This window comes from Rugamonas apoptosis (assembly GCF_014042355.1).
Classification (GTDB): domain Bacteria; phylum Pseudomonadota; class Gammaproteobacteria; order Burkholderiales; family Burkholderiaceae_D; genus Rugamonas; species Rugamonas apoptosis.
In genome coordinates, this window is record NZ_JACEZU010000013.1 from 47,158 (window position 1) to 73,653 (window position 26,496).

Annotated in this window: 25 protein-coding genes and 1 pseudogene; 5 read left to right on the forward strand and 21 right to left on the reverse strand. The window is 65.0% G+C overall.

The window, feature by feature from the left end:
- The first annotated feature begins 249 nt into the window (after window positions 1-249).
- Window positions 250-1,146, forward strand: coding sequence for a LysR family transcriptional regulator (locus tag H3H39_RS22660; RefSeq protein WP_182156661.1), 897 nt, complete (start codon window positions 250-252; stop codon window positions 1,144-1,146).
- Between the two features lie 213 nt (window positions 1,147-1,359).
- Here the strand turns inward: H3H39_RS22660 and H3H39_RS22665 are convergent, their stop codons facing one another.
- The 12 genes and pseudogenes from H3H39_RS22665 to mdcA form a co-directional block, all read right to left on the reverse strand.
- Window positions 1,360-2,142: a sterol desaturase family protein gene (locus tag H3H39_RS22665; RefSeq protein WP_311196962.1), complete on the reverse strand. Its 783-nt coding sequence runs from the start codon at window positions 2,140-2,142 to the stop codon at window positions 1,360-1,362.
- Window positions 2,139-2,870 (reverse strand): PEPxxWA-CTERM sorting domain-containing protein, encoded by a 732-nt coding sequence (locus H3H39_RS22670; protein ID WP_182156662.1) that lies wholly within the window; start codon window positions 2,868-2,870, stop codon window positions 2,139-2,141. The genes H3H39_RS22665 and H3H39_RS22670 overlap by 4 nt, the downstream gene beginning before the upstream one ends.
- Window positions 2,871-3,003: 133 nt before the next feature.
- Window positions 3,004-3,358: pseudogene (locus H3H39_RS22675) on the reverse strand (Rossmann-fold NAD(P)-binding domain-containing protein); the annotation flags it as partial.
- A gap of 31 nt (window positions 3,359-3,389) precedes the next feature.
- Entirely contained in the window at window positions 3,390-4,325 is a 936-nt protein-coding gene (gene mdcH / locus H3H39_RS22680) for a malonate decarboxylase subunit epsilon (protein WP_182156664.1), read from the reverse strand.
- Window positions 4,322-4,990 (reverse strand): malonate decarboxylase holo-ACP synthase, encoded by a 669-nt coding sequence (locus H3H39_RS22685; protein WP_182156665.1) that lies wholly within the window; start codon window positions 4,988-4,990, stop codon window positions 4,322-4,324. The genes mdcH and H3H39_RS22685 overlap by 4 nt, the downstream gene beginning before the upstream one ends.
- A gap of 1 nt (window position 4,991) precedes the next feature.
- The gene (gene madM / locus H3H39_RS22690; RefSeq protein ID WP_182156666.1) at window positions 4,992-5,756 is read right to left on the reverse strand and encodes a malonate transporter subunit MadM; all 765 of its coding nucleotides are present in this window, start codon (window positions 5,754-5,756) and stop codon (window positions 4,992-4,994) included.
- Between the two features lie 10 nt (window positions 5,757-5,766).
- On the reverse strand, window positions 5,767-6,195 hold the full coding sequence (madL, locus tag H3H39_RS22695; protein WP_182156667.1) for a malonate transporter subunit MadL: 429 nt from the start codon (window positions 6,193-6,195) through the stop codon (window positions 5,767-5,769).
- Window positions 6,196-6,290: 95 nt separating this feature from the next.
- Window positions 6,291-7,130, reverse strand: coding sequence for a biotin-independent malonate decarboxylase subunit gamma (gene mdcE, locus H3H39_RS22700; protein ID WP_229218193.1), 840 nt, complete (start codon window positions 7,128-7,130; stop codon window positions 6,291-6,293).
- On the reverse strand, window positions 7,127-7,975 hold the full coding sequence (locus H3H39_RS22705; protein ID WP_182156668.1) for a biotin-independent malonate decarboxylase subunit beta: 849 nt from the start codon (window positions 7,973-7,975) through the stop codon (window positions 7,127-7,129). The genes mdcE and H3H39_RS22705 overlap by 4 nt, the downstream gene beginning before the upstream one ends.
- Entirely contained in the window at window positions 7,972-8,283 is a 312-nt protein-coding gene (locus tag H3H39_RS22710; RefSeq protein ID WP_182156669.1) for a malonate decarboxylase subunit delta, read from the reverse strand. Before H3H39_RS22710 ends, H3H39_RS22705 begins: the two co-directional genes overlap by 4 nt.
- Window positions 8,284-8,303: 20 nt before the next feature.
- Window positions 8,304-9,185, reverse strand: coding sequence for a triphosphoribosyl-dephospho-CoA synthase (locus H3H39_RS22715; protein WP_182156670.1), 882 nt, complete (start codon window positions 9,183-9,185; stop codon window positions 8,304-8,306).
- Window positions 9,185-10,846 (reverse strand): malonate decarboxylase subunit alpha, encoded by a 1,662-nt coding sequence (gene mdcA, locus H3H39_RS22720; RefSeq protein ID WP_182156671.1) that lies wholly within the window; start codon window positions 10,844-10,846, stop codon window positions 9,185-9,187. The genes H3H39_RS22715 and mdcA overlap by 1 nt, the downstream gene beginning before the upstream one ends.
- A gap of 116 nt (window positions 10,847-10,962) precedes the next feature.
- On the opposite strand from mdcA, the gene H3H39_RS22725 reads away from it, so the two are divergent.
- Window positions 10,963-11,871, forward strand: a complete 909-nt coding sequence (locus tag H3H39_RS22725; RefSeq protein WP_182156672.1) for a LysR family transcriptional regulator — start codon at window positions 10,963-10,965, stop codon at window positions 11,869-11,871.
- A 321-nt stretch (window positions 11,872-12,192) separates the two neighbouring features.
- Entirely contained in the window at window positions 12,193-13,227 is a 1,035-nt protein-coding gene (locus H3H39_RS22730; RefSeq protein WP_182156673.1) for a diguanylate cyclase domain-containing protein, read from the forward strand.
- A 35-nt stretch (window positions 13,228-13,262) separates the two neighbouring features.
- Here H3H39_RS22730 and H3H39_RS22735 read toward each other — a convergent pair whose 3' ends face one another.
- The 5 genes from H3H39_RS22735 to H3H39_RS22755 all read right to left on the reverse strand — a co-directional run bounded on the left by H3H39_RS22735 (window position 13,263) and on the right by H3H39_RS22755 (window position 17,881).
- Window positions 13,263-13,850, reverse strand: a complete 588-nt coding sequence (locus tag H3H39_RS22735; RefSeq protein ID WP_182156674.1) for an AraC family transcriptional regulator — start codon at window positions 13,848-13,850, stop codon at window positions 13,263-13,265.
- An 84-nt stretch (window positions 13,851-13,934) separates the two neighbouring features.
- Window positions 13,935-15,551 carry a GMC family oxidoreductase gene (locus H3H39_RS22740; RefSeq protein WP_182156675.1) on the reverse strand — a complete coding sequence of 539 codons (1,617 nt, stop codon included), beginning with the start codon at window positions 15,549-15,551 and terminating at the stop codon, window positions 13,935-13,937.
- A 43-nt stretch (window positions 15,552-15,594) separates the two neighbouring features.
- On the reverse strand, window positions 15,595-16,785 hold the full coding sequence (locus tag H3H39_RS22745) for an NAD(P)/FAD-dependent oxidoreductase (RefSeq protein ID WP_182156676.1): 1,191 nt from the start codon (window positions 16,783-16,785) through the stop codon (window positions 15,595-15,597).
- A gap of 17 nt (window positions 16,786-16,802) precedes the next feature.
- Complete coding sequence (locus H3H39_RS22750; RefSeq protein ID WP_229218194.1) at window positions 16,803-16,967, reverse strand: rubredoxin; 165 nt, start codon at window positions 16,965-16,967, stop codon at window positions 16,803-16,805.
- Window positions 16,968-17,002: 35 nt separating this feature from the next.
- Window positions 17,003-17,881 (reverse strand): fatty acid desaturase family protein, encoded by an 879-nt coding sequence (locus tag H3H39_RS22755; RefSeq protein ID WP_182156678.1) that lies wholly within the window; start codon window positions 17,879-17,881, stop codon window positions 17,003-17,005.
- 139 nt (window positions 17,882-18,020) lie between these two features.
- Between H3H39_RS22755 and H3H39_RS22760 the strand changes: the two genes are divergently transcribed.
- Together H3H39_RS22760 and H3H39_RS22765 are read left to right on the forward strand one after the other, a co-directional pair.
- Entirely contained in the window at window positions 18,021-19,043 is a 1,023-nt protein-coding gene (locus H3H39_RS22760) for an AraC family transcriptional regulator (protein ID WP_182156679.1), read from the forward strand.
- Window positions 19,044-19,209: 166 nt separating this feature from the next.
- Window positions 19,210-20,727 (forward strand): OmpP1/FadL family transporter, encoded by a 1,518-nt coding sequence (locus tag H3H39_RS22765; protein ID WP_182156680.1) that lies wholly within the window; start codon window positions 19,210-19,212, stop codon window positions 20,725-20,727.
- A 139-nt stretch (window positions 20,728-20,866) separates the two neighbouring features.
- On the opposite strand, the gene H3H39_RS22770 is transcribed toward H3H39_RS22765, so the two are convergent.
- Genes H3H39_RS22770 through H3H39_RS22785 form a run of 4 tightly spaced genes read right to left on the reverse strand, consistent with a single transcriptional unit; the run spans window position 20,867 to window position 26,483 of the window.
- Window positions 20,867-21,412 carry a PaaI family thioesterase gene (locus H3H39_RS22770; protein WP_182156681.1) on the reverse strand — a complete coding sequence of 182 codons (546 nt, stop codon included), beginning with the start codon at window positions 21,410-21,412 and terminating at the stop codon, window positions 20,867-20,869.
- 31 nt (window positions 21,413-21,443) lie between these two features.
- The gene (locus H3H39_RS22775; RefSeq protein ID WP_182156682.1) at window positions 21,444-22,250 is read right to left on the reverse strand and encodes an oxidoreductase; all 807 of its coding nucleotides are present in this window, start codon (window positions 22,248-22,250) and stop codon (window positions 21,444-21,446) included.
- Window positions 22,237-25,359 carry an efflux RND transporter permease subunit gene (locus H3H39_RS22780; RefSeq protein WP_182156683.1) on the reverse strand — a complete coding sequence of 1,041 codons (3,123 nt, stop codon included), beginning with the start codon at window positions 25,357-25,359 and terminating at the stop codon, window positions 22,237-22,239. The genes H3H39_RS22775 and H3H39_RS22780 overlap by 14 nt, the downstream gene beginning before the upstream one ends.
- Window positions 25,356-26,483 (reverse strand): efflux RND transporter periplasmic adaptor subunit, encoded by a 1,128-nt coding sequence (locus H3H39_RS22785; protein ID WP_182156684.1) that lies wholly within the window; start codon window positions 26,481-26,483, stop codon window positions 25,356-25,358. The genes H3H39_RS22780 and H3H39_RS22785 overlap by 4 nt, the downstream gene beginning before the upstream one ends.
- Between the last annotated feature and the right edge of the window lie 13 nt (window positions 26,484-26,496).

Genomic DNA, 26,496 nt, shown 5'->3' on the forward strand with positions numbered 1-26,496 from the left:
CGGACGGCGTGCTTGGAGCGCCGGCCCGGACCCGAAACTTCAGGACTTTTTGCATGGTAGTTTGCGAAAAAATGAGCGTCCAATGCCTTCTAAACGCCCTCTTGATACGAAAAAGGTATGACTCGCCCACTTACGCCCTGAATCACGCGTAAAATGGCTGGCCTCAAGATGTGCCGCGCGATGGCCGCCCTACCCGCCCCGTCGCGGCGACGCCACGCGTCACCTGATCGCCACCAGCAAAAGGCCAGCATGAATTTTCGACAGATCAAATACTTCGTCGCCGTCGCGCAGGAACTGAATTTCGGCCGCGCCGCGCTGGCGCTGAACATTTCGCAACCGCCGTTGACGCGCCAGATCCAACAACTGGAAGAAGAAATCGGCGCCCCGCTGTTCGAGCGCACGGCCAAGGGTGTGACGCTGACGCAGGCGGGCGAACTGCTGCTGCAGGAATCGCTGAACATCCAGTCGCTGGTGGAGCAGGCGGTGGAACGCACCCAGCGCGCCGCGCAGGGCAAGCTGGGACGGATCGACGTCGGCATTTTCGGCTCGGGCATCCTGTCCATGATCCCCAAGCTGCTGCTGCGCTTCCGCACCGCCTACCCGGACGTGAACATCGTGCTGCATGCGATGAACAAGACCGAGCAGATCGAAGCGCTGCGGCAGCGCCGCATCACCATCGGCTTCAACCGCATGCTGGAGCCGATAGCGGATATCCGCATCGAACTGGTCAAGACCGAACCGCTGCTGGTGGCGCTGCCGGAGGGGCATCCACTGGCGGCCGAGGAATCCGTCCCGCTGGCCGCATTGAAGAACCATCCGATGGTGATGTTCCCCACCGGAGTCAAACCCAATTTCATCGACCGGGTGATGGACCTCTGCCGGCAGGAAGGCTTTGTGCCGGACGTATCGCAGGAAGCGGGCGACGCGGTGACGGGCGTGGCGCTGGTGGCCAGTGGATTCGGGCTGGCATTGGTACCAGAATCGGCAACCAGTTTGCGTTTGCCGGGCGTGGTCTACCGGCCGCTGAAAAATGCACCGCACGCGGTGGTGGACCTGAGCTGCATCTACCGCGAGGACGACGTGTCACCGATATTGGCGGCGTTTTTGGAGATAGTCAGGGCGGATGGCAAGGACGCGGATCGCTAATTGGCGTCGGATATTCGGTGTCAGGTCTGTCAATCGGACAGTCGGCGCACACCTTTGATTTTTCTCATGACGCGATTTTCAATCGTCGAAGTAACTTCAATTAAAGGCGGTCTACCATATGCGATATCGGCCTCGCTTGACTAACCGCAAAGGTGTCGTCGTCGTGTCCGAATGACAGACCTGACACCGAATTTTGACAACAAATTTGACGACTTAGTCAGAATCCGGACGCGGTGGCTCGCCCAGTCCATACCCTGCTGGCCAGGTCGGCGGCAAGTGCAGCGTGCCGAACAGCTTGTCCATCAGCGGCAAGGTGGGCGCGAAGTTGCGGTTGTATGGCCCGGCGCTGGTGTGGTGCCAGTGATGGAAGCCCGGCGTGGCGATCAGCCATTCCAGCGGTCCAAGCCGCACGCGCAGGTTCGAGTGGATGAAGAAGCCCCAAACGGTGCCGATGACGATCACCAGCGCCGGCGTGGCGGCGCCGCTCAGACTGGCGCCGGCAAGGCCCAGGATGTAGAGCGGCAGCAACCCGAACATGCGGGTCACGATAATGTCGCCCGGATGCGCATGGGTGTTGACGAGAAAGTACAGGTGCTCGGGCTGATGATGCACGGCGTGGAGCCGCCACAACCACGGGATCTGGTGGCTCAGGCGGTGCCCCCAATAAAATCCCGCTTCAGCGATCAGCACCGACAGCGGCAACTTGACCACCATCGGCAACGCCCCCAGCGTGGCGGCGAGCGCGGATGGCACCACTGCCTGCGTGACCACGGCCACCAACGACATCAGCATGCCGAGGATGGCCGCGGGCAGCAGGCCATTCAACAGATACCAGCCCAGATCCATCGCCAACACCCGTCCCGGCAGCTTCGCGCGGCGCAGCGCCAGCCATCGCTCCAGCGGAACGAACAGTGCCGACAGCAGCACCAGCCACAAAGCCAGCCGCGCGATATCGAGCGGCAGCCTGGACAGATGGGCGAGGACGGACTGAATCACGCGGCGTTGACAGCAGCCTTGCGGCGGCGAGCAGCGAAACCGACCAGGCCCAGACCCAGGCCCAGCATGGCCCACGTTTCAGGTTCCGGCACGGCGGACGTCATCGACACGCCATCAAGCAGCGAGAACGGTGGAACGCCGGCTGGCGTACCCACGGCCAGGAAGCTCAGCAATGCGCTGGCGCCGGTGGCGGTGAAGGTGAACGTCTCCTTCTGCCAGCCAGTGAAGCCGTGGCTCGTGTTGTGGACGACGCCGGTGGCGTGCGTTTCGTTGCCCAGCGAAACTTGCCACTGTTCGGTGTTCGCGCCGCTAAAGCCTTGCTGCTGGGCGCCCGCCCAGTAGAAGCTCAGGTTGTATTGCTGTCCCGCGACCAGGCCGTTGACACTCTGGGTGATCGGCGATTGCTGGAACGCGCCGTCCGATGCCAGGAAGTTACCGCCGGCTGGACTGGCGGTCAGTCCGTTGGCCGCGCCGTTACCGGGTCCCCACAGCTTCAGGTTGCCGTACTGGCCCGAGACGCCAGTGGTATCGGCGCCGGTGCCATGGAACAGGAAGGTGTAGCCGTTGACGGTATTCCAGCCGCTCGCGCTGCCGCCAAAGTTGAGTTGACCAGCGGTGCCGGTTTCAAAACCGCCATTGACGATCAGTTCAGCGCCAGCGGCGTGGGCACTGCCCACGCTCAGCGCCGCGATGGCGGAAAGGGATAAAAGTAAGGATTTGAGGCGCATGTAAGCTCCAAAAAGGGGATGTTTAATTTACAAGAAAAATGTTACCACAAATAAAACATGATGTAATAACTATTTCTTTTTTTGAAAGTTTCCCTTTTTAATACGTTCTTTCAGGCTCGCATGACCTAGCTACTCAGGCAAGGCCGAACGTTTCGGATGCCGCTACCTACCGGCCCAGACGGCATGAAACGGCGCAGCTTGGCCAACAGCGAGGCCTCGCTGTTGGGCGTATGGCGCATGCGCCAAGTGCCCTGGGCGGCGTCGACGATCGTGCTGACCACCGCATCGGGCGTCGGCGCCTTCTCGACGTTTTTTTTCTGGATGGCCTGGAGAGCCACGCTGCGCCCGGCGTCGTAGGCGGCGATCATCGCACGCGCCTGGGGCGCGTTGAGATCCAGGTTGGTCTTGGTGAAGGAAGGCTCGACCAGCGCCACCCGCACGCCGAACTTGCGCACCTCATGGTCCGGGGTTTCGGACAGTCCTTCAATCGTGTCCGAATGACAGACCTGACACCGAATTTCATACCTCGCCCGCGTGTTGGCGCCGCACCGCGCTGATGACGCTGTCGAGGCGGTTTCCATCGCAGCACATCGCACGCCCTTCCGCGAACACCGGTTCGGCCAGCTTGGTCAGTACGGAACCGCTGGGCATTTCCACCGCCAGGCGGGCGCCGCGCTCCCAGGCGTGGCGAACGGTGTCGGCCCACTGCACTGGCCGCGCCATGTTCGCGGCCAGGTCGTCGACGATGGCGCGCGCGCCGAACAGGGCACGCGCGGCGCTGCCGCTGATGTAGGTGACGGATGGACGCCGCGACGACAGGCTCTCCGTCGCCGCCGCCAACTGGCGCGCCTGGGCAACCAGCAGGTCGCAGTGGGACGGCACTGGAACGGCCAGCCGTTCGGCGCGCAACGCGCCATGCCGAAGGGCGAGCGCCCCTACGGCGCTCATCGCCGCCTCGGCACCCGATATCACCAATTGGCGTTCGGCGTTCAGGTTGGCCAGATACACCGCGCTGGCCGGACCGTGCACGCTGGCCAGCAGCGGTTCCAACTGGCGCGCAGTAAGCCCCGCGATGGCGGTCATGCCATAGCCCGCCGGATAGGCTTCCTCCATCAACCGCGCACGCAAGGCGACCAGCCACACGGCGTCCGCGAAATCCAGCACGTCTGCAACCACGGCGGCTGGCCAGGCGCCGATCGACAGCCCTGCCACCATGCTCGGGCGCGCGTCATGCGCCGCGAGCACCCGCGCCATCGCCACGCCGGCCACCAGCAGGCACAGTTGTACCGCGACCGTAGATCGCAGCGCGGCATCGGTGTCGAGCGTGCTCACGTCGCGGCCCAGGGCCTGGCTGGCCTCCTCCAGTGTGCGTGTGGTCTCGGGATGGGCCGGCAGGGTGTGCAGCATGCCGCATTTTTGCGCGCCTTGGCCGGGGAACGTGAACAGGACACTCATGCGGCCTCCAATGCCGTCCATGGATCGGCCAGCAGCAGCGGGCCTCGAGCGGTCTTGAGCAGCACGCGCCCTGCTCCCGCCGCATATTCAGACAGTGCGAAGCCGCCGACGCCGGTGTCGATCTGGATATCAAGCCGGCATGGCGCGCTCTCCTGCAACGTGTTCAGGACAGCGATCACGGCCGGGTCCAGCCGCGCGTGCGCGCGCACCAGCAGATCGAGGTCGCTGGTCGGACTGAGCACCGGCAGCTCGCTCGCCAGCCAGAATCCGACGCCGCCCGCCGGTCCCCATTCCAGACCCAATGCGTTCAGCCGGGACGCGAGAGCAAGCAAGGCGGCCACACAAGGTAAGTCAACGGCAGCGGACGCGAACCGCGCGCCATCATCCGCCACGCGCTGGGCCAGCATCGCGGGCGAGACGTGGCGGACCAACGCACCGGCCCACGCGTAACCGGCGCAGCGCTGGTTACGCCGCAGGCCACGGGCCCCTACCGGCACCCGATCCGATATCACGGCCTCGCGCCGCACCACCAGTGGCGCGCGAGCGAGCCACGCGCCGTCCAGCCATACTGGCCCTTCGCCGTCCAGGCATGCAGGCCGCCCGCCGGCCGGCACGAAGGCGTCCGGCCGGTCCAGCCACAGCAGGTCGTGCGGACGGAAGTCCATCTCAGCCGACCAGCGAGCGGGTGACGAAGAACAGCAACGATGGTCCGAGCAGGCAACCAAGGCCCGTGTGGAAGGTGGCCACCAGCGCGCCGTAAGGCACCAGGCGGCGGTCGGTGGCCGCCAGGCCCGCCGATACACCACTCACCGTGCCGGCCAAGCCGCCGAACACCATCGCGGAGCGTGGGGTGCGCAGCCGCAGGAAGCGCGCCGCCATCGGCGTGCCCACCATCACCATGATCGACTTCACCAGTCCGGTCGCGATCGACAACGCCATGATCTCGGATGGCGCGCCGATCGCGGCCCCCGTCACCGGCCCGACGATGTAGGTCACCGCGCCTGCGCCGATGGTGGTGATGCTGACCGCGTCGCGGTAGCCAAAACTCCACGCGACCGAGGCGCCCACGATGAATGGGAGCACGGTCCCGAGCAGCAGCGCGACCACGCCCACCAGCCCGGCCTTGCGCGCCTCGCTCACATGCACCTCGAAGGCGGTGGCGGTGATGGCGAAGTCGCGCAGCATGGCGCCGCCCATCAGGCCCAGGCCGGCGAACAGCGAGACGTCGCCGATGCCCTGCTTGCCGCCAGTCTGCACACCGCCCCAGTAGGCCAGCAGCAGGCCTATCAGGATCGCGATGGCCGAGCCGTGCACACGCCCCATGGTCAGGCGGCGCGACAGCTGCATCGAGACGATCATCACCAGGCCGACCACGGCGAACGCGAGGATCAGGCCATTGTGTTTTGCGGTTTTTTCCAATAGTTCCAACATGATCGTCTCCTCAGGCACGGTGCGTCGCGACGCGGTTATCGGTTTCGGCTTCCGTTTCGGTGGCCGCTGCGTCGCCCGCTTCGGCGTCGCGCTCGGTGCGGTTGATCATCGAGACGAAGCAGGCGCACACCAGCACACTGCCCAGGGCCGCGAGCAAGGCGACCGGGCCACCGCGCAAGGCGGCGACTACGTTCTGGGTCGCAGCCATCGCCACCACCACCGGAATGTACATCGCGCCCCAGAAGCCGACGCCCATCTCGGTCGTCTGCGGCATCAGGCCGCGCTTGTGCAGCCACAGGCGGGCGCAGATCAGCAGGATCATGGCGATGCCCACCCCGCCGACGTTGGTTTTCACGCCCAGCAGCGTCCCGAGCAGGTCGCCCAGGAAAATGCCGGACAAATGGCACACGGCCAGTATTGCGGTTCCATAGATAATCACGTTGGTCTCCTCCAGCTTGTATCAGCAAAAAATAGGCGCGGCGGCTTGTTGTTTAATTGTTCGCGATGCCGCGCGTTCGGCTCAGCGCTTGGTCGTCAGTCGGCGCCCTCCCATTGGGTCCGCAGCAACTCACGCACGCGGCGCGATGCCTGGCGGTGCGCGCCGTTCAGACGTCCCGCCAGATCGCGTTCGTGGTCTTCCAGAATGTCGGCCAGTGCGGCCTGCAGCGCGTCCCGGACCTGCGCGATATCGCCCGCGTCGGGCAGATCCGCGCCGTTCAGCCGCAACACCTTCCACAGGATGCCAAGCGAGGCGAAGTTGCTGATGTCGTAGGCCATCGGCGGCACGCTGGCGGCCAGCTTTTCCAACGCTTCCACCGACCGCAGGGTGACGCGGGCGGCGGACGCCTTGCCCATCGCATGTATCTGCACACCGGGATCGTCCAGCGCGATCAGGCGGTTGGCCTGATACCCGTGGGCCAGGAAGGCGCCCGACATGGCCAGGCCGACGATCAGTCCGATCACCGGATGACCGGCCAAACGCGCTTCGGCATAGGCACCGGCGGCACCGGCCAAGGCCTGGTGGATGCCGAACGCTTCCTCGCGCCGGCCGTATGCCTGGCTCGGGACGTCGATCACGGCTACGATCGGGCGCTTGACGGTGGCATGGCGATCCAGTTCCACCACTTCCTGCACGGCGCGCGCCAGTTGCCAGCCTTCGACCAGCCCCACTTCGCCGGCGCGCGCGCGGGGGAAGCGGTTGTCGGGGTCGGGGACCACGGCGATGTAGCGTGCCGGCTGGCCGGCCAGCGGCGCATCGCACACCCGCACCGCCGGCCAGTCATGCGCAGGACGCGCGTCGCCGGTGAGCAGCGCCAGCCACGTGGCGCCGCGGCCCGCGCCCTGCTTGCTGTGTTGTTCTTTCAGTTCCATCATGCGTCTCCTTGAGCATAGATCGCGCGCACCTCGGCCGGCGCCGGCTGGCTGGCGGTATCGACGCGCGCCAGCCGGGCCAGGTATTCGCCGACGCGCCCACTGCGGTGACACGCTGGCAAGCCTTGCACGAACAGGCGCGCCAGCACGGCCTTGATTTCGGCGGTATCGTCGGCCACCAGCGCGTCCACCAGGCCGCTAGCGTGGCGCTGCTCGCCGCCCGTCAGGCCCCAGATCAGCGCACGCTGGCGCGCATCGAATTCGGCGCTGCCGGCTTCTTGCTCGATCACTTGCGGGCCGTTCAGGCCCAGACGTGCCTCGCGCGTCATCACGAGATAGGAGCACAGACCGGCCGCGATCGACATGCCGCCATAGCAGCCCACCGTACCCGCGCTGACGCCGATCACCGGGCGATAGCGCCGCAGGTCGACGATGGCGGACTGGATTTCGGCGATCGCCGCCAATCCCAGGTTCGCTTCCTGCAGGCGCACGCCGCCGGTCTCGAACACGATCACGGCCTGGGTCGGAATGCCGCGCCGGTTATCGCGCGCCGCCAGTTCCAGCGCGCCGGCGATCTTGGCGCCGCCGATCTCGCCCATGCTGCCGCCCTGGAAGGCGCCTTCGATGGCCAGCACCACCGTCGGCCGGCCATCCAGTTTTCCCTTGGCGACGACCACCCCGTCATCGGCCTGGGTCACCAGCTTCTGCATCGCCAGCCAAGGCGAATGCAGGCGTTCGAAGGGGCCGGCCAGTTCGCGCATGGTTCCGGCGTCCAGCAGCGCCGCCGCGCGGCTGCGCGCGCCCCGTTCGATGAAGCTGTCGCGCTTCAGGAATTGTTCGATGCTCATGGCGCTCTCCCCTTCTGTTGCGCCTCCTCGAAGGCCTGCTCGATGCGCATGCGCACCACGCCAGGCGTGGCGCCGTTGTCGTTGATCTCCAGATGCGCGGCCGGCAGGCTCACGGCGCCCAACACGCGTTCCAGCAGCGCCTTCCAGGTACCGCCGTAGCCGTCCACCGAAGTCTGCACCGCCACCGTCGTCTTGCCGATGGCGCCCGGTTCCAGCAGCACTTCCAGGTCGCCCGAGGCGACCACGCCGACCACCGCGCGCGCCGGCGCCGGCGGGCCGGCGTCGAATTCGAATTCCAGTCGTTCCATGATGATGCCCTCTCCTTCTTTTATCGGTACTCGCGTTCGATGCGGTCCAGCAGCAGGCTGGCCGCCAGCAGGTCGGCCGCGCCGCCGGGCGACACGTGCAAGGCGCGCATGCGCGCTTCCAGCGTGTGCAACGCGGCGCGTCCGTTCGGCGTGGCCACGCCGCCCAGTGCCAGCACGCGGCGTGCACCGTGCTGGGTGGCCTTCAGTGCGCGGCCGCCGCCACGGGCCAGCAAACAGGTGTCGTCCAGTCCCGCCATCACGGCCAGCAAGGCGTTGATCCGGGCTTGCGGCTCGCCGTCGCCACGGGCGCGCGACAGGCGCAGCATGGGCAAGGCTTGTCCGGTCACCGCCGGGAAGCCGGCGCGGGCCTGGCCGCGCGCGCCGCCCACACCGTGTTCGCGGCAGGCGCGCTCGCCCTTGTTGCCTGTCTGCGCGGGGGCCGCCGTGTCGTCGATGCGGGCCAGCATGCCGGCCACATCGGCGATCGCCTCCGCGTCCGGCCTGCCGTCGTGGCGGGCGGCGGCCGTCACCAGCAGGCCCAGGGCCCATATGGCGCCACGGTGGGTGTTGACGCCGCCGGTGGCCGCCATCATCGCCGCCTCGGCGTCGCGGCCGATGGCGCCGATGCGGTGGCGCAGGCGATGCGGATCGCGCAGCGTGGCGCCGGCCAGCGCCATGTGCAGGAAGGCGGGACGCAGCGCGCAGGCCGAGCGGCACATCAGCAGCCAGCTCAGGTCGTGGTGGGCGCCGTTGCCGCGCATGTCGACCAAGCCCGGTTTCGGGGTCAGCACAGCTTCGTCGACCAGCGCGTCAACGGCCAGACCTGCCAGGGCCGCCGACCGGCCGGTGTGGTCCGGCGCCAGTGCATTGGTGGGCCGGCGGAGAAAATGAAGGGCCGTCATTACCAACTCCTGAATTTGGCCGGAGGGTCGTACAGTCCGCCGGACCAGTCGACCAGTTCGGCGATGCTCTTGGCCGCCAGCAACGAGCGGGTCGCTTGTGAACGCTGCACGCCCATGTCCTCGGGCAGCGCGATCAGCCCCTCCTGGCGCATGCGTGCCGTCTGTTTGGGGTCGTGGCGCAGGCCGATCGGCGTCACGCCCGCCACCGCCGCCAGCATCGCCTTGCGCTCCTCCAGCGAGCGCGCCTTGTACAGGTAGGCGATGCCTTCCTCGGTCAGCACGTGGGTCACGTCGTCGCCGTAGATCATGACGGGCGCCAGTGGCATATCGCAGGCCTTGCCGACCGCCACGGCGTCCAGCGATTCGACGATGGTGGGCGCGCCGCCATCCTGGAACGTCTCAACCATCTGCACCACCAGCTTCTTGCCGCGCGCGAGCGGGTCGTCGGTCTGGATCAGGTCCAGCCAGGCCGGCGTGGGATGGCGCCGGCCGTGCGGATCGTGGCCCATGTTGGGCGCGCCGCCAAAGCCGCTCAGGCGGCCGTGCGTGACGGTGGACGAGTTACCCATGCCATCCATCTGCAGCGTCGAGCCGATGAACAGGTCGACCGCGTACTGGCCGGCCAGTTGGCAAAAGGCGCGGTTGGAGCGCATCGAGCCGTCGCGGCCGGTGAAGAACACGTCGGGCCGGGCCGCCGTATAGGCTTCCATACCCAGCTCCGCGCCGAAGCAGTGCACGCTGTCGACCCAGCCCGATTCGATGGCCGGGATCAGGGTCGGATGCGGGTTGAGCGTCCAGTTGCGGCAGATCTTGCCCTTCAGGCCCAATTGTTCGCCGTAGGTTGGCAGCAGCAGTTCGATGGCGGCCGTATTGAAGCCGATGCCGTGGTTCAGCGACTGCACCTGGTGGCGCTCGTACACGCCGCGAATGGCCATCATCGCCATCAGGATGTGCACCGGCTTGATCAGGCGCGGGTCGCGCGTGAACAGCGGTTCGATGTAGAACGGTTTGTCCGATTGGACCACGAAGTCGATCCAGGAACCGGGGATATCGACGCGCGGCAAATCCTTGGGATCATCCACGATCTCGTTGACCTGGGCGATCACGATACCGTCGCGGAAGGCCGCTGCCTCCACCAGGGCCGGCGTGTCCTCGGTGCTGGGGCCGGTGTACAGGTTGCCGGCGCGGTCGGCCTTGTAGCCGGCCACCAGCACCACGTTGGGCGCCAGGTCCACGTACAGGCGGGCGTACAGCTCGATATAGGTATGCAGCGCGCCCACCTTGAGCGTGCCCTCCTGCAGCAACTGCGAGATGCGCAGGCTTTGGGGGCCGGCGAACGCGAAGTCGAGCTTGCTGGCGATGCCGCGCTCGAACAGGTCGAGGTGCTCGGGCAGGCTGACGCTGGGCATGATCATATGCAGTTGCCGGACGCGGTCCGGGTCCACCTGGGTCAGTGCGCGGGCCAGGAAATCAGCCTGTTTTTGATTGTTACCTTCCAAAACCACCCGGTCGCCGCTGACGAGCAGGCTTTCCAGTGCCTCCGGCAGGCGCTCGGCGCGCAGCACCGGGCCATCGGCCAGGTGGCGCACGGCCGCCAGGCGGCGCTGCTTTTCCTGCCGCCGCGTATCCCACTGGCGCGGCGCGGACGTTGTGCTTTCCATGTTGTCTCCTTGGTTGCAGAGTAATGCCAGCATAGAAAGTTCGGCCCTGCGATACAATCAATCCGAAGCGCGAATGTTTACTCTCAAGTTAATTATTCCGAACCGCCGTGGCCGCCATGATCGATGAAGAAATTACCCTTAAGAAACTAGAAGTGTTCCTGGCCTACATGCGCCTGCATAGCCTGGTGCGCGCCGCCGAGGAGCTGGGGCAAAGCACGGTCAGCGTGCACCGCGCCCTGCACTCGCTGGAGCAAGGCTTGCGGGTGCCATTGTTCCGGCGCGAGGGCCGCAGCCTGGCGCCGCTGCCGGCCGCGTTCGCCTTCGCCAAGCATGCCCAGCGGGCGGTGGCCGAGACCGAAGAAGGTATCCGCAAGGTGCGCGAGCTGTCCGGTTTTGCCGGCGGCCGCATGAAGATCGGTTCGCTGTATTCGCTGACCCTGCGCTGCATCCCGCAACTGCTGATGGGCCTTAAATTGCGGCGGCCGGAATTGCAGATCGACCTGACCCTGGGCTCGAACCAGGAACTGCTGCGCAGTCTCGATGAGGGACGGCTGGACGCCATCGTGATCGGTTTGCAGGCGCCGCTGGACGATCCGCAATTGCTGGCCGTGCCCCTGTTCGAAGACGAGGTGCGGCTGGCCGCCCCACTCGGCTCGCCCTACGCGGGCCAGACGGCGGTGGATCTGCGCGAGCTGCGCGACGAAAAATTCATCACCCTGGGCGGCGGCTTCGTGACCTCGGACAGCTTCGAGCACGCCTTCCAGCAGGCCGGCTACGTGCCCGAGACCATCATGCGCGTGAGCGACATCTTCTCGCTCATCAACCTGGTCGGCGGCGGCATGGGCTACAGCCTGCTGCCCGGCCGCGTGGCCGACTTCAGCACCCGCATCGAACTGATCCCGCTGGCGGCCCGTTATGGTTCGCACCAGGCCATCACGCTGCTGCTGTCACGCTCGCGCGAGCGCGACCCCAACCTGCTGGCCCTGGCGGCCGAGTGCCGCATGTATGGCACGCGCCAGCACTAGCGTCGCCGGCGGGCCAGTAGACAGGCGGCGCGATAGCAACTTGGCACCCTCCCCCCCCATCTGAATCACCGCCCGGACCTGTGTCGGCGATCTGACAAGGCGGCTGCCAGTTCAGCACAACGATGCAACGCTGAGGGGCAGGACGAACCTGGCGACCAAGACGGATTTGCGCTCAGCGCGATTGCCCGGATCGCTTACAATAACGACAGACCTTCAGCATAGAAGGCGACCAATGAGTTTGGCATGCAGGACTTTCACGGGCGGACAAATAGTCGCGCCCGGCGCCGCAAGCGCACGCCAAAACCATAGAGGATAGAGACCATGTCTGACAAGATCAAATGCCTTCCGGAGCCGCTGGCCCTGTTGGAACAACTGCGGGCGCGGACCACCCTTATCGAGGAACTGCAACGGAGAATCGCGACGCTCGAACAAGCGCTACAGGCGTGTCGACGGGCCGAAGACAGCATGGCCCGGGATCGCGCCTTGAATCGCGAGCTCAAATCGGAAGGCGAGTGGTTCTTTGACCACTCCCTCGATATGCTGGGCATCGCGGAAACGGATGGGCGCCTCAAGCGTGTGAACCCCGCCTTCGAGCGCGTACTCGGCTATACGTCCGAAGAACTGGTTGGCCGGCAACTGATGGAGTTTATCCATCCAGATGACCACCAGCGGGCCTACAGCGAACTGGAATCACTGGGTTCCGGCAACGATAGCGTTAATTTTGAAGTCCGCTGCCGTAGCAAGGATGGTCGGTGGCGCTGGATTTCCCTGACTTGCCCGGCCGCGGTGTCAACTGAGCGAGGGCTGTACGCGATTGGTCGCGATGTCACCGAGAGAAAAGCCACCGAGGCCGAATTACTATATCGTTCGCAACATGACGCCTTAACGGCATTGCCTAACCGTGCCACATTCGATCAAACGCTGGCGCAAGCCATCGCGCGCGCCATCCGTCATCCCCAATATCAGGTTGGTTTGCTGCTGATCGACCTGGACGGCTTCAAAGCGATCAACGATAGTCATGGACATGCCGCCGGGGACGCGGTATTGCAGACGGTGGGTGCCCGGCTACTCGCTTGCCAGCGCAAGAACGAATTCGCGTGCCGGCTTGGCGGGGACGAGTTCGCGTTGATCGTCGAAGGCGTCGCGCCCTTGTCGCTGGACCCGCTGGCCCGGCGCATCATCGACTTATTGGGTCAGCCGATCCCGTTTGACGCGGCTTCGCTGACCATAGGCTGCAGCATCGGTATCGCACTCTATTCTTTATCCGACGAGGACGTCGATTCCTTGTACCAGCGCGCCGACGGCGCCATGTACGCAGTCAAAAAGGCTGGCAAGAACGGCTACGGTTACGACTGAAGCACGGCGGGCATTTCGGGGCCGGCCGGCGCGGGTCACTCCCCGTCCGCCGGCCGCGCCTGACAACGGCCCCTGACCAACTCGCACGGGGTGGCCCCGAACCAGCGCCTGCATGCCCGGTGCAACACGCTTGGGTCGGAGAAGCCGAGCCGGCCGGAAAGGCGCTTGATGGGAGGCCCGCCGGCCACCAACGCTTGCCTGGCCAGCTCGCGGCGGGTCGCATCCAGCAGCGTTTTGAAACTGGTCCCTTCTTGCGCCAGATGGCGCTGCAACGTGCGCTCGCTGACCAACAGCCTGGCGGCGACCACTTGCCGCAGCGGCGCTCCGTCGCCCAGCGACTGCGTCAACGCCTGGCGTACCCGCGCCGACATGCTGGCGGGCCGCACTCTCCCCCCACCCTGCGGATCGGCCAGCCTCAAGCCGATCAGCGGATCGCCCGTGCGCTCCACCACCAGATGCCACAGCGCGCTGAGGCGCTCCGACAAGGCGAGTTCATCGCAGGCCCGAAGTTCGCTCTCGTCGAGTCCCGCCTCCAGAAATAAAGCATCCGGGTCAAGATTCAAGCGCGCCATGCTCAGCTTCAGCGCGCGCACCATGTACAAAACCGACGGTGGTGCAGGCATGGCGACACTCAGGCGGCAGGTGCCAGGTGGACCAGCGGCTGCCGCTTCATTTTTCCGCGCATGTTCAGTACCATCGACAGGGTGTTATCGATGGGCGCCACGAATGAGTTCGGCCGCTTTCTCGGCGATCATGATGGTGGGCGCATTGGTGTTGCCGCTGACCAGCGTCGGCATGATGGACGCGTCCACCACGCGCAACCCTTGCAGGCCATGGACCTTGAGCTCGGGATCGACGACCGCCATCGCGTCGACGCCCATCTTGCAGGTGCCGACCGGGTGGTAAATGGTGTCCGCGCGCGCACGGATGTGCTGTGCCCATTGCGCGTCGGTCATGCCGTCGGTCACATCGAACAGTTCGCGGTGGCGATACTTTTTCAGTGGTGGCGCCAGCAGAATGTCGCGCGTTATCTTGGCGCCCCGGATCAATCCCTTCAGATCGCGCTCGTCCGACAGGAAACGCGGATCGATTCCCGGATCGGCCAACGGGTCGGCCGACTGCAGAAACACCTCGCCGCGCGAGTACGGGCGCAGGTTGCAGACATGGCAAGAAAAACCATAGCCCAGATGTAGCTTGCGCGCGTGATCGTCCGCCACCGAGATCACGAAATGCAATTGCAGGTCGGGCCGGTCCAAGCCTGGATGGCTCTTGATGAACGCGCCGCTCTCGGCGAACGGCGTGGCCAGCATGCCGCCGCCATTCTTGCGCCACTGGGCGATGTGGCCCAACATATTCACGGCGCCGGTCAGGCCGATCCCAAAATTGTCCTTGTCCTTGCTCTTGAACACATGGATGAAGTCCAGATGGTCCTGCAGGTTCTGTCCCACGCCAGGCAGCTCGTGCACCATATGAATGCCATGGCGGCTGATGTCTTCCGAACGCCCGACGCCCGACAGCTGCAACAACTGAGGCGAGCCAAAGGCGCCGGCCGCGAGGATCACTTCGCGCCGCGCATGGACGCGGATGATCTCGCCACCTTGCCGATACGCCACGCCGACCGCCCGTTTGCCATCAAACAGGATCCTGGTGGCCCGGGTTTTGGTCTTGACCGTGAGATTGGCCCGCTGGCGTTCGGGCGGATGCAGATAGGCCGCGGCCGTGGAGCAACGCTCGCCGCGGCGGGCGGCGTCGTGGAACTGCGTCACCTGGTACAGGCCGACGCCCTCATTGCCGCCATCATTGAAGTCCGCGCGGGGCGGCACCCCGCAGTGCTTGGCCGCCTCGATGAACGCGTAGGAGATGGGACGGGGATCGCGCTGCTCGGCGACATGCAACGGTCCGCTGGTGCCGTGCAGCGCACTGTGCCCGCGCTCGTTGTTTTCGGATTTCTTGAAATAGGGAAGCACGGCATCCCAGTGCCACCCGCTGCAGCCAAGGTCGGCCCAATGGTCATAGTCCTGGCGCTGGCCGCGCACATACAACATCGCGTTGATGGCCGAGGAACCGCCCAGGGCACGCCCGCGCGGTTGATAGCCTCGCCGGCCATTGAGCCCGGGCTGGGGCACGGTATTGAACGCCCAGTTATTGATCTTCACCTTGCCAGGCAACATCACGACCACGCCGGACGGCATGCGCACCAGCAGGTCATCGCCCTGCCCTCCCGCTTCGAGCAAACAGACGGTGATGCGCGGATCCTCGCTGAGACGGGCGGCCAGGGTCGCGCCGGCGGAACCTCCGCCAACGATAACGTAATCGAAATTCATGTGATCTCCATCCGGGGCCGAGCGCCCCGAATCAAAAAAATGGTTAAACGATGACGGGCAAAGCGGCCGGCACTTGCGCCGCCAATGCCTGGCGCCGCGCGGTCGCCTTGCCGTGCAGCGCGAACCCCAGCAAGGGTTGGTCGGCGGCGCTGCCGATGAAATGCGCTTCCAGACCGTCCTCATCCTCCGTGACCCGCCATTGCCCTTGCGCGCCCATTGCGGGTGGGCACACCACGGTCGGGCAGGCGGGCGTTTTGACAACCACCGGCATGGCCGGGTAGTTGACTGGTGTAGGCTTGCCAGCCAGGGTCGCCGCCAACGCACGCGCCTGCTGCATGATCGGCATCACAAAAGGCAGATTCAAGCCTTCCACTTCGGCCAGGTCGCCAACGGCGTAAACATGGGCGGCGCTGGCCTGCAAGGTCCGATCCACCACCACGCCGCGGTTGACCGCCAAGCCGGCTTGCGCGGCCAGGGCCGTACGTGGCCTGAGGCCTGTCGCCGACAACACCAGATCGGCATCGATGGTGCCGCCGTCGCTCAGCGTCAGCGTCAGGCCATGACCTGACGCATGGTGATCGACCGACGTGGCCGCGACGCCAAAGCGGAACGACGCGCCCGCGGCTTCCAGTTTGCTTTGCAGCCAGGCGCTGGAGCGCGGCGGCAGCAAGCGCCCCAAGGCGCGCTCGGCCAAGTCCAGCACCGTCGGGCTGATGCCCAGCGCCAGCAAGTCGTTGGCAAACTCGCAGCCGAGCAAGCCCGCGCCCAAAATCGCCACGCGCTTGACCGCCAGGCCGCCTGTGGCGCCGTTCAACGCTCGTGCGAACGCGTGGAAATCATCCAGATCATTGACGGCCAGCACCATGTGCGCGGCATTGCCCGCCAATGGCAAGCGTATCGGGTCGGCTCCCAAGGCCAGCACCAGATCGCGGTAGACCACCGCCTCGCCATTGTGCAGCATCAAGGTCCGGGCGGCCGTGTCGATCCGCGCCACACTGGTGTTTGCCAGCACGCGCGCGTTCAAATCGACAGCCATCTGCTCCGCCGGCTTCATCACCAGGTCGGCCGCCGTTTTCCTGCCGGCGAGCGCGTTGGACAGCATGGGCTTGGAATACAAGCCCGCGTGGTCGCGGCTGATGACCAGCAACGGCGCTGGCGCATCCAACTTGCGCAACTCGCGCGCCACGTTGTAGCCGGCCAAGCCTGAGCCTACGATGACGACTGGATAGGACATGATGGACTCCGGCGTAATCAAATCTCGACCATTTCAAAATCGGCCCTGCACACGCCGCAGTCGGGGCACACCCAGGTATCTGGCACGTCTTCCCATCTGGTGCCCGCGGGAATGCCTTCATTGGGCATACCTTTGGTTTCGTGGTAGACAAAACCGCAAACGGCACATTGGTAGGTCTTCATGATCGTGTTCATCGTCATACTCGCATCGGCAGGGTTTATTGATCTTGTCGGCTGAAGATGCCGATCATCGGCGTACCGTGGGCCCGCATGGCCGGCTCGATCCGGCGATGCAGCGCGTGGTAGCGGTAGAACGGCACCCGTGGGAACAAGTGGTGCACCGAGTGCAGGTTCTGGCCGAACCAGAACCACTCCAGCGGTTTCATCCAGCCGGGCATGATCAGGCTGTTCGTGTTGCGGTAACGCGTGGCATCGCCGTACGGGTGGTGAGGGCGAAACGCGAACCAGTATGCGGTGAAGAACGCCCCCCCCAGGTAGCCAAAAACCAGCAACGCCCAGGCATGCTCCCGTGCCACCAGCATGACGAACGCGACCCGCCAGCCGGCCGAAAACACGATTTCCATCATGTAGGCAGCCTTCACACGCCATGGCGCGGTTGCCCAGTAACTGCGGAACAGAAAGGTGTTTTGCATCCAGAGGAAGTGCAAGCCGCAGGTGACGAAGGCGAGAGCACCATTGCCCATGGTGCTGACGACATAGTCCGGGTCCTTGTCCGGTTGGTTGGTGTAGCGATGATGTGTGAAGTGTTCGACCCTGTGCGTGGAGAACGGCACCAGGATCAACGGTGCCACAAGGTATCCACAAAGATCATTGAGCCAGCGCAGGCGATCGTGAGGGCCGTGAATGTTGCCATGCGCGGCCTCATGCAGCGGGGTATAAGACATGTACGTGACGACGGCGTAGATCAGCATTGCGGGCGCCAGCGGCAAGCGGCCGGTCGCGAACAAGCCAAGGTCGGTTATGAAAAGTACCCACACCACCATCACCAGCAGCACTGTCGGCCACGCCACCTCGGTGGTGTATTCGCCCGCTGTGGCAATGGCCCACTTGTTCAGCGCATTCAGATCCTCATGCATTGTCGTCCTCCGAGTTTTTTTATAGTTGTGCAATACTAGCGAGCGATCCCGCACGCTTGACAGAACATTAGTGGCCTTTTGCCATGCATTTCCGGCCAGGCCGTCCCTCACATTGGCACTGGCGCTATAAAATGGCCGTATGAGCATTTCTAAGGACGCGCGCTTTCAGCACCCTGTGGCCATCAGTCAGGTGATGGTGAATTTCGCGGCGCGCCATGGCGTCGATGCGGCGACCTGCCTGCTCGGTACTGGCATGGCCGAAGCACAGCTGCGGGACGCGGACGCCCTCGTCACGCGCGAGCAGGAAATGCGGCTGATTGAAAACCTGATCCAGGCCTTGCCGCACACCCCCGCACTCGGTTTCGAGCTTGGGCTGCGCTACAACGTGGCGACTTTCGGCATCTGGGGGTTTGCACTGCGGACCAGCCGCAATGTGCGTGAAGCGATCCAGCACGCGCTGCGCTATTTGCCGTTGAGCACAGCGTACTGCCGGCTGGCGGTATTCTGCGATCAGCACGAGTACGGCATGAGCGCCGATCCTTCGGACATCCCGCCTCACTTGCGGCAGTTCCTGCTGGAGCGCGATATGGCGACCGCCATCAAGCTGTTTGATGAACTCGCGCTTTCGGGACTGCGCGTGCTGCGGCTCGAATTCCAGGACCGGGCGCCGGCCCATGCGGACCGGATCGAAGCACTCAGCGGCATCGCGCCTCGCTACGGCTGTGCGCGCAACGCCATCGTATTGCGTCGAGAGGACGCGGAGCTGGCGCTGCCCATGTACGACGGACATCTGGTCCGGCTGCTGGAGGCGCAATGCCGCGCGCAGCTGGAACGGCGGCAGATCGGCGGGATCGCCAATCAGGTGCGGCAGCTGCTGCTCGGTTCGGCGGGGCTGGTGGCGCCGCTGGAAGAAGTGGCGAGCCAACTGGGGCTGGCGGCGCGCAGCCTGCGGCGCAGACTGGCCGAGGAAGGCAGCAGCTTCCGCGATCTGGTCGAACAGGAGCGGGAACAACTGGCGCGGCAACTGCTGGAAAATACGGACATGAAGCTGGACGAAATCGCGATTCAGCTTGGCTACGCCGATACCGCCAGTTTCACGCGCGCATTCCGGCGCTGGCTCGGACAATCGCCGAGCGAGTATCGCAAAGCCGCCGAGCGGTAAGGCGAACGCGGCCTTTCTTGCCAAACCCGACGCATCCACGCCCTGCCCCCGCAGGGCCGCCTGCCATCGCACTTGACCAGATCCGACAGCGCGTTTTCCACGTCCCACATCGGCGCTTGCAGCCATTGTGACCATTGACATAATTGGTCACCAGTCTCAAAATAGGATGGTCACAGCGGCCCTGGATGCCTGGCGCACGCGCCGCACGCCGGCCGGACAGACCTTCACCTTCCCCCTGAACTTCACTATTCATCATTCCGGAGACTGCACTTTGAATCAAAAAACCCTCACCCTCGCCGTCACTGCCGCCTTGCTGACCGCATCGCTGTCCGCGCAGGCATCCGGCTACCGCTTCGGCTCCCAAAGCGTGTCGGCCCAAGGCACCGCCGAATCCAACGGCGCCGAGGCGGCAGACGCCTCCACCATCTTCGCCAACCCAGCCGGCCTCACCCGCCTGGACGGCACCCAACTTGTGGGCGGCGTGACCGCCGTCGTCCCACACTCGCGCTTCACGGACACCGGCTCCCAGCGCTTCACCGGCACCAGCTCCGGCGGCCCGACGCACCTGGACAGTTACACACCGGACGTGGTGGCGGCACCGTCCCTGTACGTCAGCAAGAAGCTGGACCACCAATGGACCGCCGGCTTTGGCCTGTTCGTGCCTTACGGTAGCCAACTGGACTATGGCAACGACTGGTCCGGCCGCTACGCGCTGACCAACGTGAAGCTGGAATCGATCGACCTGAACCCGTCCGCCGGCTTCAAACTCAACGAGCAACATTCCTTCGGTTTCGGTATTAACGCCCAGTTCATGAAAGCCAAGCTGGGCCAGGGTGTGGACGTGCCGGGCTCGATAGCGGCCCTGGCCGGCACACCGGGTGCCCTCACCTTGTTACGTGGCGTCATCGCGGCCGGTGGCAACCCGGCCGCACTGACCACTGTCCGCGACGGTCATGGATCAATGGATGGCCAGGATTGGGGCTTCGGATGGAATGTGGGCTATCTGTTCCAACTTGACGAGAATACGCGCTTCGGCCTGTCGTATCGCTCTTCAATTTCACACAAGCTGAAAGGCGGTGCGATGTGGGACTTCAATGTAACCAGCGACCCGGCGGTCAACAAGATCATCGCCGCCAACTCCAACCGGGCCGATTCGGCCGTGCTGCTGAATATCCGCACGCCTGAGAGTGTCTCCATCAACGGTTTCCGACAGCTCGATGCACGCTGGGCCGTGATGAGCGATGCGACCTGGACACGCAGCTCGCGCTTGGCGAACTTGAACATCCAGTTCCCTGGCACCACGCAGGGCGACGAGGTGATACTCCAGAACTGGAAGAATACCTGGCGCTTCTCAGTGGGGACGAACTACCGGTTCAATGAAGAACTCACCCTGCGCGGTGGACTGGCGTACGACCAGTCGCCGGTTGCGTCCACCACCCTGCGCCACTCCGCCCTGCCGGACGGGGACCGCTCGCAATTGTCGTTCGGAGCGAAATGGAAGCTGGACAACAATTCTTCCGTCGACCTGGCGTATTCCTATTTACGTTTTCAGGATGTGGACGCCAGCTACAGGAACACTTGCTCGCCTCTGATACGTGGCTGCACGGGTAACGGCGAGCTCACCCAAGGTAGCTGGCAAACCCATATGCAGCTGATGAGCGTGGCTTACAACTACGCGTTCTAAGTGGAACGGGAGCGATTCTTCCTTCCCGGACAGACATCGCTCCCGCACCATCGTCCACACTGACGGTGATCCACCCAAAAACGAAAAATCGCCGGCTGAGCGGCGATGGCGTGTTGCGTCAGTCCGGCTATCGCTGCCGTCAAGCCGTGACGGCGTTCAAGATAAAGCAGGTGGTGGTCGCATGCGCGTACAGCTTGCCTTGCTCATCCTCGACCCGGGCCTCCGCCGTCACCATCTGGCGCCCCGGGTGGACAACCGTGGCGACGGCACGCAGCGGCCCGGTCTTCTGCCATGCGGGCCGTACGATGTTGATGCTGAGTTCGGCCGTCGTGTAGGAACGCCCGGCTGGCAGCGTGGTTTGCACCGCGCAGCCAAGCGCCGAGTCCAGCAGCGTGGAAAACCAGCCGCCGTGCACCGTGCCCATGGGGTTGTAGTGCCGCAGCAGCGGCATTCCCTGGAACACGGCGCGGCCCTCGCCCACCTCCAGCAAGGTCATGTTCATGGTTTCACTCATGGGCGGATAGGGCAGCGCGCCGGACATCATGGCTTCGAGAATCTCCCGTCCGCTCTTTCCGACGATCTGCTCCATGTGCGCGAGGCCAGGCGCGCCACCGCCTTCACGCAGGCGCTGCATCGCATTCGATTGCTCACTCACCCAAGCAAGTGGTTTTTGATCAAGTTTCATACATCTCCCCAAGCTGATATGTCACAGGTCGTCAGGCCAGCCCGAACGTTTTCCGGACGCCGGCGCCAACCGGACCAGCCGGCATGAAGCGGCGCAGCTTGGCCAACAGCGAAGCCTCGCCCTTGGGCGTATGGCGCATGCGCCAGGTGCCCAGGGCGGCGTCGACGATCGTGCTGACGACCGCATCGGGCGCCGGCGCCTTCTCGACGTTTTGCTGGATGGCCTGGGCAACCACGCTGCGCTCGGCGTCATAGGCGGCGATCATCGCGCGCGCCTGGGGCGCGTTGAGATCCAGGTTGGTCTTGGTGAAGGAAGGCTCGACCAGCGCCACCCGCACGCCGAACTTGCGCACCTCATGGTCCAGGGTTTCGGACAGTCCTTCAACCGCGTGCTTGGACGCTGAATAGAGCCCCATGTAAGGCGCGGGCAAAAAGCCCAGCACCGAACTGACGTTGACGATGCGGCCGGACCGTTGCGCACGCATATGCGGCAGCACTGCCTGGATCGTACGCAGCATGCCGAACAGGTTGGTGTCGAACAGCGCCTGGCCTTCGGCGACCGAGGTTTCCTCCGTCGCGCCGAGCAGGGTCACACCGGCACTGTTGACCAGCACATCGATGCGCTTGCCCCAAGCCATGATGGCCTGGATGCCACGTTGAACCGATTCCTGGTCGCGAATGTCCATCTCAATCAGTTCAATGCCCGGTATGGGCTGCGCGTGCGCGAGGTTGCGCACGGTGCCGAATACCCGGCAGCCCCGTTTGGCGAACGCCAGCGCGGCGGCACGGCCGATTCCTGACGACACGCCCGTCACGACGACAACTTTAGAATTCGACATGGTGTTTCCTTTCTGCATGAATAACTGGGATACGTGGCAATTCAGAGGTGCGATCGGCTGGCCGGATCTTGAACCAGATCGAATACATGGCCGGCAGGAACACCAGCGTCAGGATGGTTCCCGCGAAAGTGCCACCGATGAGGGTGTACGCCAGCGTGCCCCAAAATACGGAATGGGTCAGCGGGATGAAGGCCAGGATGGCCGCCAGCGCGGTCAGGATCACCGGCCGCGCCCGTTGCACGGTAGCCTCGACGACAGCGCTGAACGGGTCGAACCCTGCCCCTTCGTTATGGCGGATTTGCCCGATCAGGATCAGCGTGTTGCGCATCAGGATGCCCGACAACGCGATCAGGCCGACCAGCGCGTTGATGCCGAACGGCTGGCGGAACAGGATCAGCGTGGGCACCACGCCGATCAAGCCCAGCGGACTGGTCAGGAACACCATCACCATCGCGGAAATCGAACGCACCTGGAAGATAATCAGCAGCAAAGTGATCGCCAGCATGATGGGGAACAGCGGCAACATCGCCGTGGTCGCCTTGGCCGATTCCTCGATGGAGCCGGCCTGTTCGATGTGGTAACCCTGCGGCAGCTTGTCCATGATGGGCTGCAACTGCGCGCTGATGGCCGCCGACACGTCCGGCGGCTGCATGCCGTCGGCGATGTCGCCGCGTACGGTGATGGTCGGCATCCGGTCACGCCGCCGCACAATCGGCTCTTCCATGCGCACCTCGACCTGGCCGACCTGGGATAGCGGAACCCGTTGCCCATTGGCGCCAGCCAGGGTGAAGTCGCCCATTTTGGCCGGGTCCAGCCGGGTGCCCCCAGCGGAGCGCGCCACCACCTGCACGGTGCGGATATCCTCCCGCACGGTGGTCACCGGTACGCCATTCAGCAGGAACTGCAATTGCTGGGCCACGCTGCTGGAGCTCAAGCCCAGCGCCTGCAGCCGGTCTTGCTGCAAGCGCAAGTGCAAGGTCGGCGTGCGCGTGCCCCAGTCGGTATTGACCGTGCGCATCATCGGGCTGGCCTCCATCACGCGCTGCACGTCGTCCGCGATGGCGCGCAATTGCGCCGGGTCCGGGCCGGTGACGCGGTAGGCCACCGGGAACGGCGAGTACGGCCCGAACACCAGCTGCGTCACGCGCACCCGCGCTTCGGAAGCGAGGCCGGCGGCGATAGCCTCGCGCAGGCGCTGCTTCAGCACATCCCGTTCGTGCTGGCTGTCGGTACGCACCACGATCTTGGCGAACGAGGGATCGGGCAATTCAGGGCCCATCGCCAGGTAGAAACGCGGCGCGCCCTGGCCTATGTAGGCCGTGACGATTTTCGCTTCCGCCTGCTTGCCCAGCCACGCCTCCAGTTTCGCCGTGGCGGCGCTGGTTTGCGCGATCGACGTGCCATAGGGCATTTGTACTTCGACCAATACCTCTGGCCGGTCGGAGATCGGGAAGAACTGCTTCTTGACCACGGCCATGCCGAGGATGGCCAGCACGAACAGCGCCACCACGGAACCGGCGACCAGCCACTTGCGTGCGATCACACGCTGCAGCACCTGGCGGAACTGGTTGTAACGCGGGGTGTCGTACAGCGCGGCGTGGCCACCGGCCGCCACCTTGAAGTCGGGCAGCAGCTTGACGCCCAGGTAAGGCGTGAAGACCACCGCGACTACCCAGGAGGCGATCAGCGCGATGCCGACGATCCAGAACATATTGCTGGTGTATTCGCCGGCCGATGACCTGGCGAAACCATTGGGCATGAAGCCCACCGCCGTCACCAGCGTACCGGACAGCATGGGCGCCGCCGTGTGGCTCCAGGCGTAGGCGGAGGCGGCGACGCGATCGTAGCCCTCCTCCATCTTCACCACCATCATTTCGATGGCGATGATGGCGTCGTCAACCAGCAATCCCAAGGCCAGGATCAGCGAGCCGAGCGTGATGCGGTCAAAATTCTTGCCGCTCGCGGCCATGACGATGAACACCATGGCCAAGGTCAGCGGCACAGCCGCCGCGACCACCACGCCCACGCGCCAGCCCATGCTGATGAAACTCACCAGCATCACCACCAGCAGCGCCACAAAGAACTTGACCATGAACTCGTCGACGGCCGTGCTGATATTGACCGCCTGATCCGTCACCTTGCTCAATTGCATACCGACTGGCATCGCCTGGTTGATCGCGCCGACTTCGGCATCGAGCGCCTTGCCCAGGTCGAGGCCATTCCAGCCTTCGCGCATGATAATTCCCAGCAACAGCGCCGGCTCGCCACCATTGCGGATCATGAACGTGGACGGATCCTCGTAACCGCGTTTGACTGCGGCGACATCGGACAGCTTGAGCGTGCGCCCCTGGGCCACGACCGGGGTGTCGCGGATTTTTTGCAACTGGTCGAAGGCGCCGTCCAGGCGGATAGACACTTGCGGACCCCGGGTTTCGACCGATCCGGCCGGCGTCAGGGCATTCTGGCCGTTGAGGGCGGCGAACACCTCTTGCGGACTGACGCCCAGCGTAGCCAGCCGTTCATGCGAGAATTCGATATAAATACGTTCGGACTGTTCGCCGACGATATTGACCTTCTTCACGCCCGGCACATGCAGCAAGCGCTGACGCAGCGACTCCGCGTCGCGCACCAGCACGCGCTGCTGCTCGCCCTTCGCCTTCAGCGCGAACAGGGCGAAGGTGACGTCCGCGAATTCGTCGTTGACCATCGGCCCGATCACGCCGGGCGGCAGATTGCCCACCTCATCGCCGACCTTCTTGCGGGCCTGATAGAACTCCTCCTGGACAGCCGCAGGGGGCGTACTGTCCAGCAAAGACAAGGTGGTGAACGCCAGACCGGGCCGGGTAAAGGTTTCGCTCCGATCGTAATAGCGCAGCTCCTGCAAGCGCTTTTCGAGCTTCTCGGCGACCTGGTCCTGCATTTCCTGCGCGGTGGCGCCCGGCCAGGCCGTCACGATGGTCATCACCTTCACCGTGAATGCCGGATCTTCCGCCCGGCCCAACTTGAAGAACGCCAACGCCCCTGCCAGCGAAATCAGGCAAATCAGGAACAGCGTGACGGAACGCTCGCGCACGGCGAGCGCGGACAGATTGAATCGGCCGGTGCTCACGGGCGTGCTCCCACAGTGGCGGCGGTGGCGTTGGACTGGCCTTGCGCGGCGATGCGCACCGGCTCGCCTTCACGCAGCAGATGCGCGCCGAGCGCGACGATCCGTTCGCCCCGCTGGAGTTTGCCGCTGACGCGGGCATAGGTTTCATCGACTTGCTGGACCGTGACCGGCCGCCACGACACCTTGGCCGGACTGTCGTTGATGATCCAGACGCCCGGCCCTTTGCCGGCATCGAACACGGCGGCGACGGGAACCTGCAAGCCGTCCTGCCCGCCAAAGCGGCCATCGGCAAGCTGGATCGTCACGGTGGCGCCCAGCGGCGCGTTGGCCAGCGCGCCGTCGAGCACGTAGCGCGCCTCGAAGGTACGGGTCAAACGATCCGCCGCGTCCGAAAGCTGGCGCAGCTTGGCCGGCGCGCCCGCCGTTTCCTGGCCAAACAATATGGCCTGGGCCGCCGAACCCACGGCGGGGCGCAGTGTTTCCGGCAACTGGATCACGGCTTCCCGTCGCCCGGCATGCGCCAGGCGCACCACGGGCTGGCCGGCGGCGACCACTTGGCCAGGCTCGGCCGACGTTTCCATGACGACGCCATCATCGTCCGCCACCAGGTCGGTATAGCGGCTGGCATTGCGGGCCAGCTCAGCCTGGGCTTCGGCCGCGTTCAGCTGGGCCTGCGCCGCCTCCGCCGCCGCCTTGACTTGATCGTAGGCGGCGGCGGAAATGGCGCCGGTGCCACGCAGGTCGCGATAGCGGGCCTCATCCTCGGCCGTTTGGCGCGCCCGGGCCCGTGCGGCCGCAACCGCCTCCTGCTGGGCGTGCGCGGCAAGCTTCAGGTCTATCGGGTCGATCCGCATCAGCGCCTGGCCGCGGTGGACCGTCTGGCCGGCATCCACCAGCCGCTCCAGCACCTTGCCGGACACGCGAAAACCCAGGTCGCTCTGGACCTTGGCGGCCACCACGCCGGTGAAGGAACGAGAGCCGGGCGCTACCGCCTGGACGATGGCGGCCCGCACCAGCGGCGCATCGGTGCGCGGATCGGTGGGGGCCTTTTCGCCGCAAGCGACCAGGGCAAGCGGCAACAGTGCGGACATGACCGCGGGAGAAAGAGAGCGACGCCGGAGCATAAAAGTCCCATAG

Excerpts from the sequence above, each read along its gene's own strand:
- H3H39_RS22715 (WP_182156670.1), bottom strand. The coding sequence starts at position 9,185 with ATGACGGCCCTTCATTTTCTCCGCCGGCCCACCAATGCACTGGCGCCG.
- H3H39_RS22725 (WP_182156672.1), top strand. The coding sequence starts at position 10,963 with ATGATCGATGAAGAAATTACCCTTAAGAAACTAGAAGTGTTCCTGGCC.
- mdcH (WP_182156664.1), bottom strand. The coding sequence starts at position 4,325 with ATGAGTGTCCTGTTCACGTTCCCCGGCCAAGGCGCGCAAAAATGCGGC.
- H3H39_RS22740 (WP_182156675.1), bottom strand. The coding sequence starts at position 15,551 with ATGAATTTCGATTACGTTATCGTTGGCGGAGGTTCCGCCGGCGCGACC.
- H3H39_RS22660 (WP_182156661.1), top strand. The coding sequence starts at position 250 with ATGAATTTTCGACAGATCAAATACTTCGTCGCCGTCGCGCAGGAACTG.
- H3H39_RS22685 (WP_182156665.1), bottom strand. The coding sequence starts at position 4,990 with ATGGACTTCCGTCCGCACGACCTGCTGTGGCTGGACCGGCCGGACGCC.
- H3H39_RS22775 (WP_182156682.1), bottom strand. The coding sequence starts at position 22,250 with ATGTCGAATTCTAAAGTTGTCGTCGTGACGGGCGTGTCGTCAGGAATC.
- H3H39_RS22670 (WP_182156662.1), bottom strand. The coding sequence starts at position 2,870 with ATGCGCCTCAAATCCTTACTTTTATCCCTTTCCGCCATCGCGGCGCTG.
- H3H39_RS22760 (WP_182156679.1), top strand. The coding sequence starts at position 18,021 with ATGAGCATTTCTAAGGACGCGCGCTTTCAGCACCCTGTGGCCATCAGT.
- H3H39_RS22735 (WP_182156674.1), bottom strand. The coding sequence starts at position 13,850 with ATGCCTGCACCACCGTCGGTTTTGTACATGGTGCGCGCGCTGAAGCTG.
- mdcA (WP_182156671.1), bottom strand. The coding sequence starts at position 10,846 with ATGGAAAGCACAACGTCCGCGCCGCGCCAGTGGGATACGCGGCGGCAG.
- H3H39_RS22750 (WP_229218194.1), bottom strand. The coding sequence starts at position 16,967 with ATGAAGACCTACCAATGTGCCGTTTGCGGTTTTGTCTACCACGAAACC.
- H3H39_RS22730 (WP_182156673.1), top strand. The coding sequence starts at position 12,193 with ATGTCTGACAAGATCAAATGCCTTCCGGAGCCGCTGGCCCTGTTGGAA.
- H3H39_RS22770 (WP_182156681.1), bottom strand. The coding sequence starts at position 21,412 with ATGAAACTTGATCAAAAACCACTTGCTTGGGTGAGTGAGCAATCGAAT.
- H3H39_RS22755 (WP_182156678.1), bottom strand. The coding sequence starts at position 17,881 with ATGCATGAGGATCTGAATGCGCTGAACAAGTGGGCCATTGCCACAGCG.
- madM (WP_182156666.1), bottom strand. The coding sequence starts at position 5,756 with ATGTTGGAACTATTGGAAAAAACCGCAAAACACAATGGCCTGATCCTC.
- H3H39_RS22765 (WP_182156680.1), top strand. The coding sequence starts at position 19,210 with ATGGTCACAGCGGCCCTGGATGCCTGGCGCACGCGCCGCACGCCGGCC.
- H3H39_RS22745 (WP_182156676.1), bottom strand. The coding sequence starts at position 16,785 with ATGTCCTATCCAGTCGTCATCGTAGGCTCAGGCTTGGCCGGCTACAAC.
- H3H39_RS22785 (WP_182156684.1), bottom strand. The coding sequence starts at position 26,483 with ATGCTCCGGCGTCGCTCTCTTTCTCCCGCGGTCATGTCCGCACTGTTG.
- H3H39_RS22710 (WP_182156669.1), bottom strand. The coding sequence starts at position 8,283 with ATGGAACGACTGGAATTCGAATTCGACGCCGGCCCGCCGGCGCCGGCG.
- mdcE (WP_229218193.1), bottom strand. The coding sequence starts at position 7,130 with ATGATGGAACTGAAAGAACAACACAGCAAGCAGGGCGCGGGCCGCGGC.
- H3H39_RS22705 (WP_182156668.1), bottom strand. The coding sequence starts at position 7,975 with ATGAGCATCGAACAATTCCTGAAGCGCGACAGCTTCATCGAACGGGGC.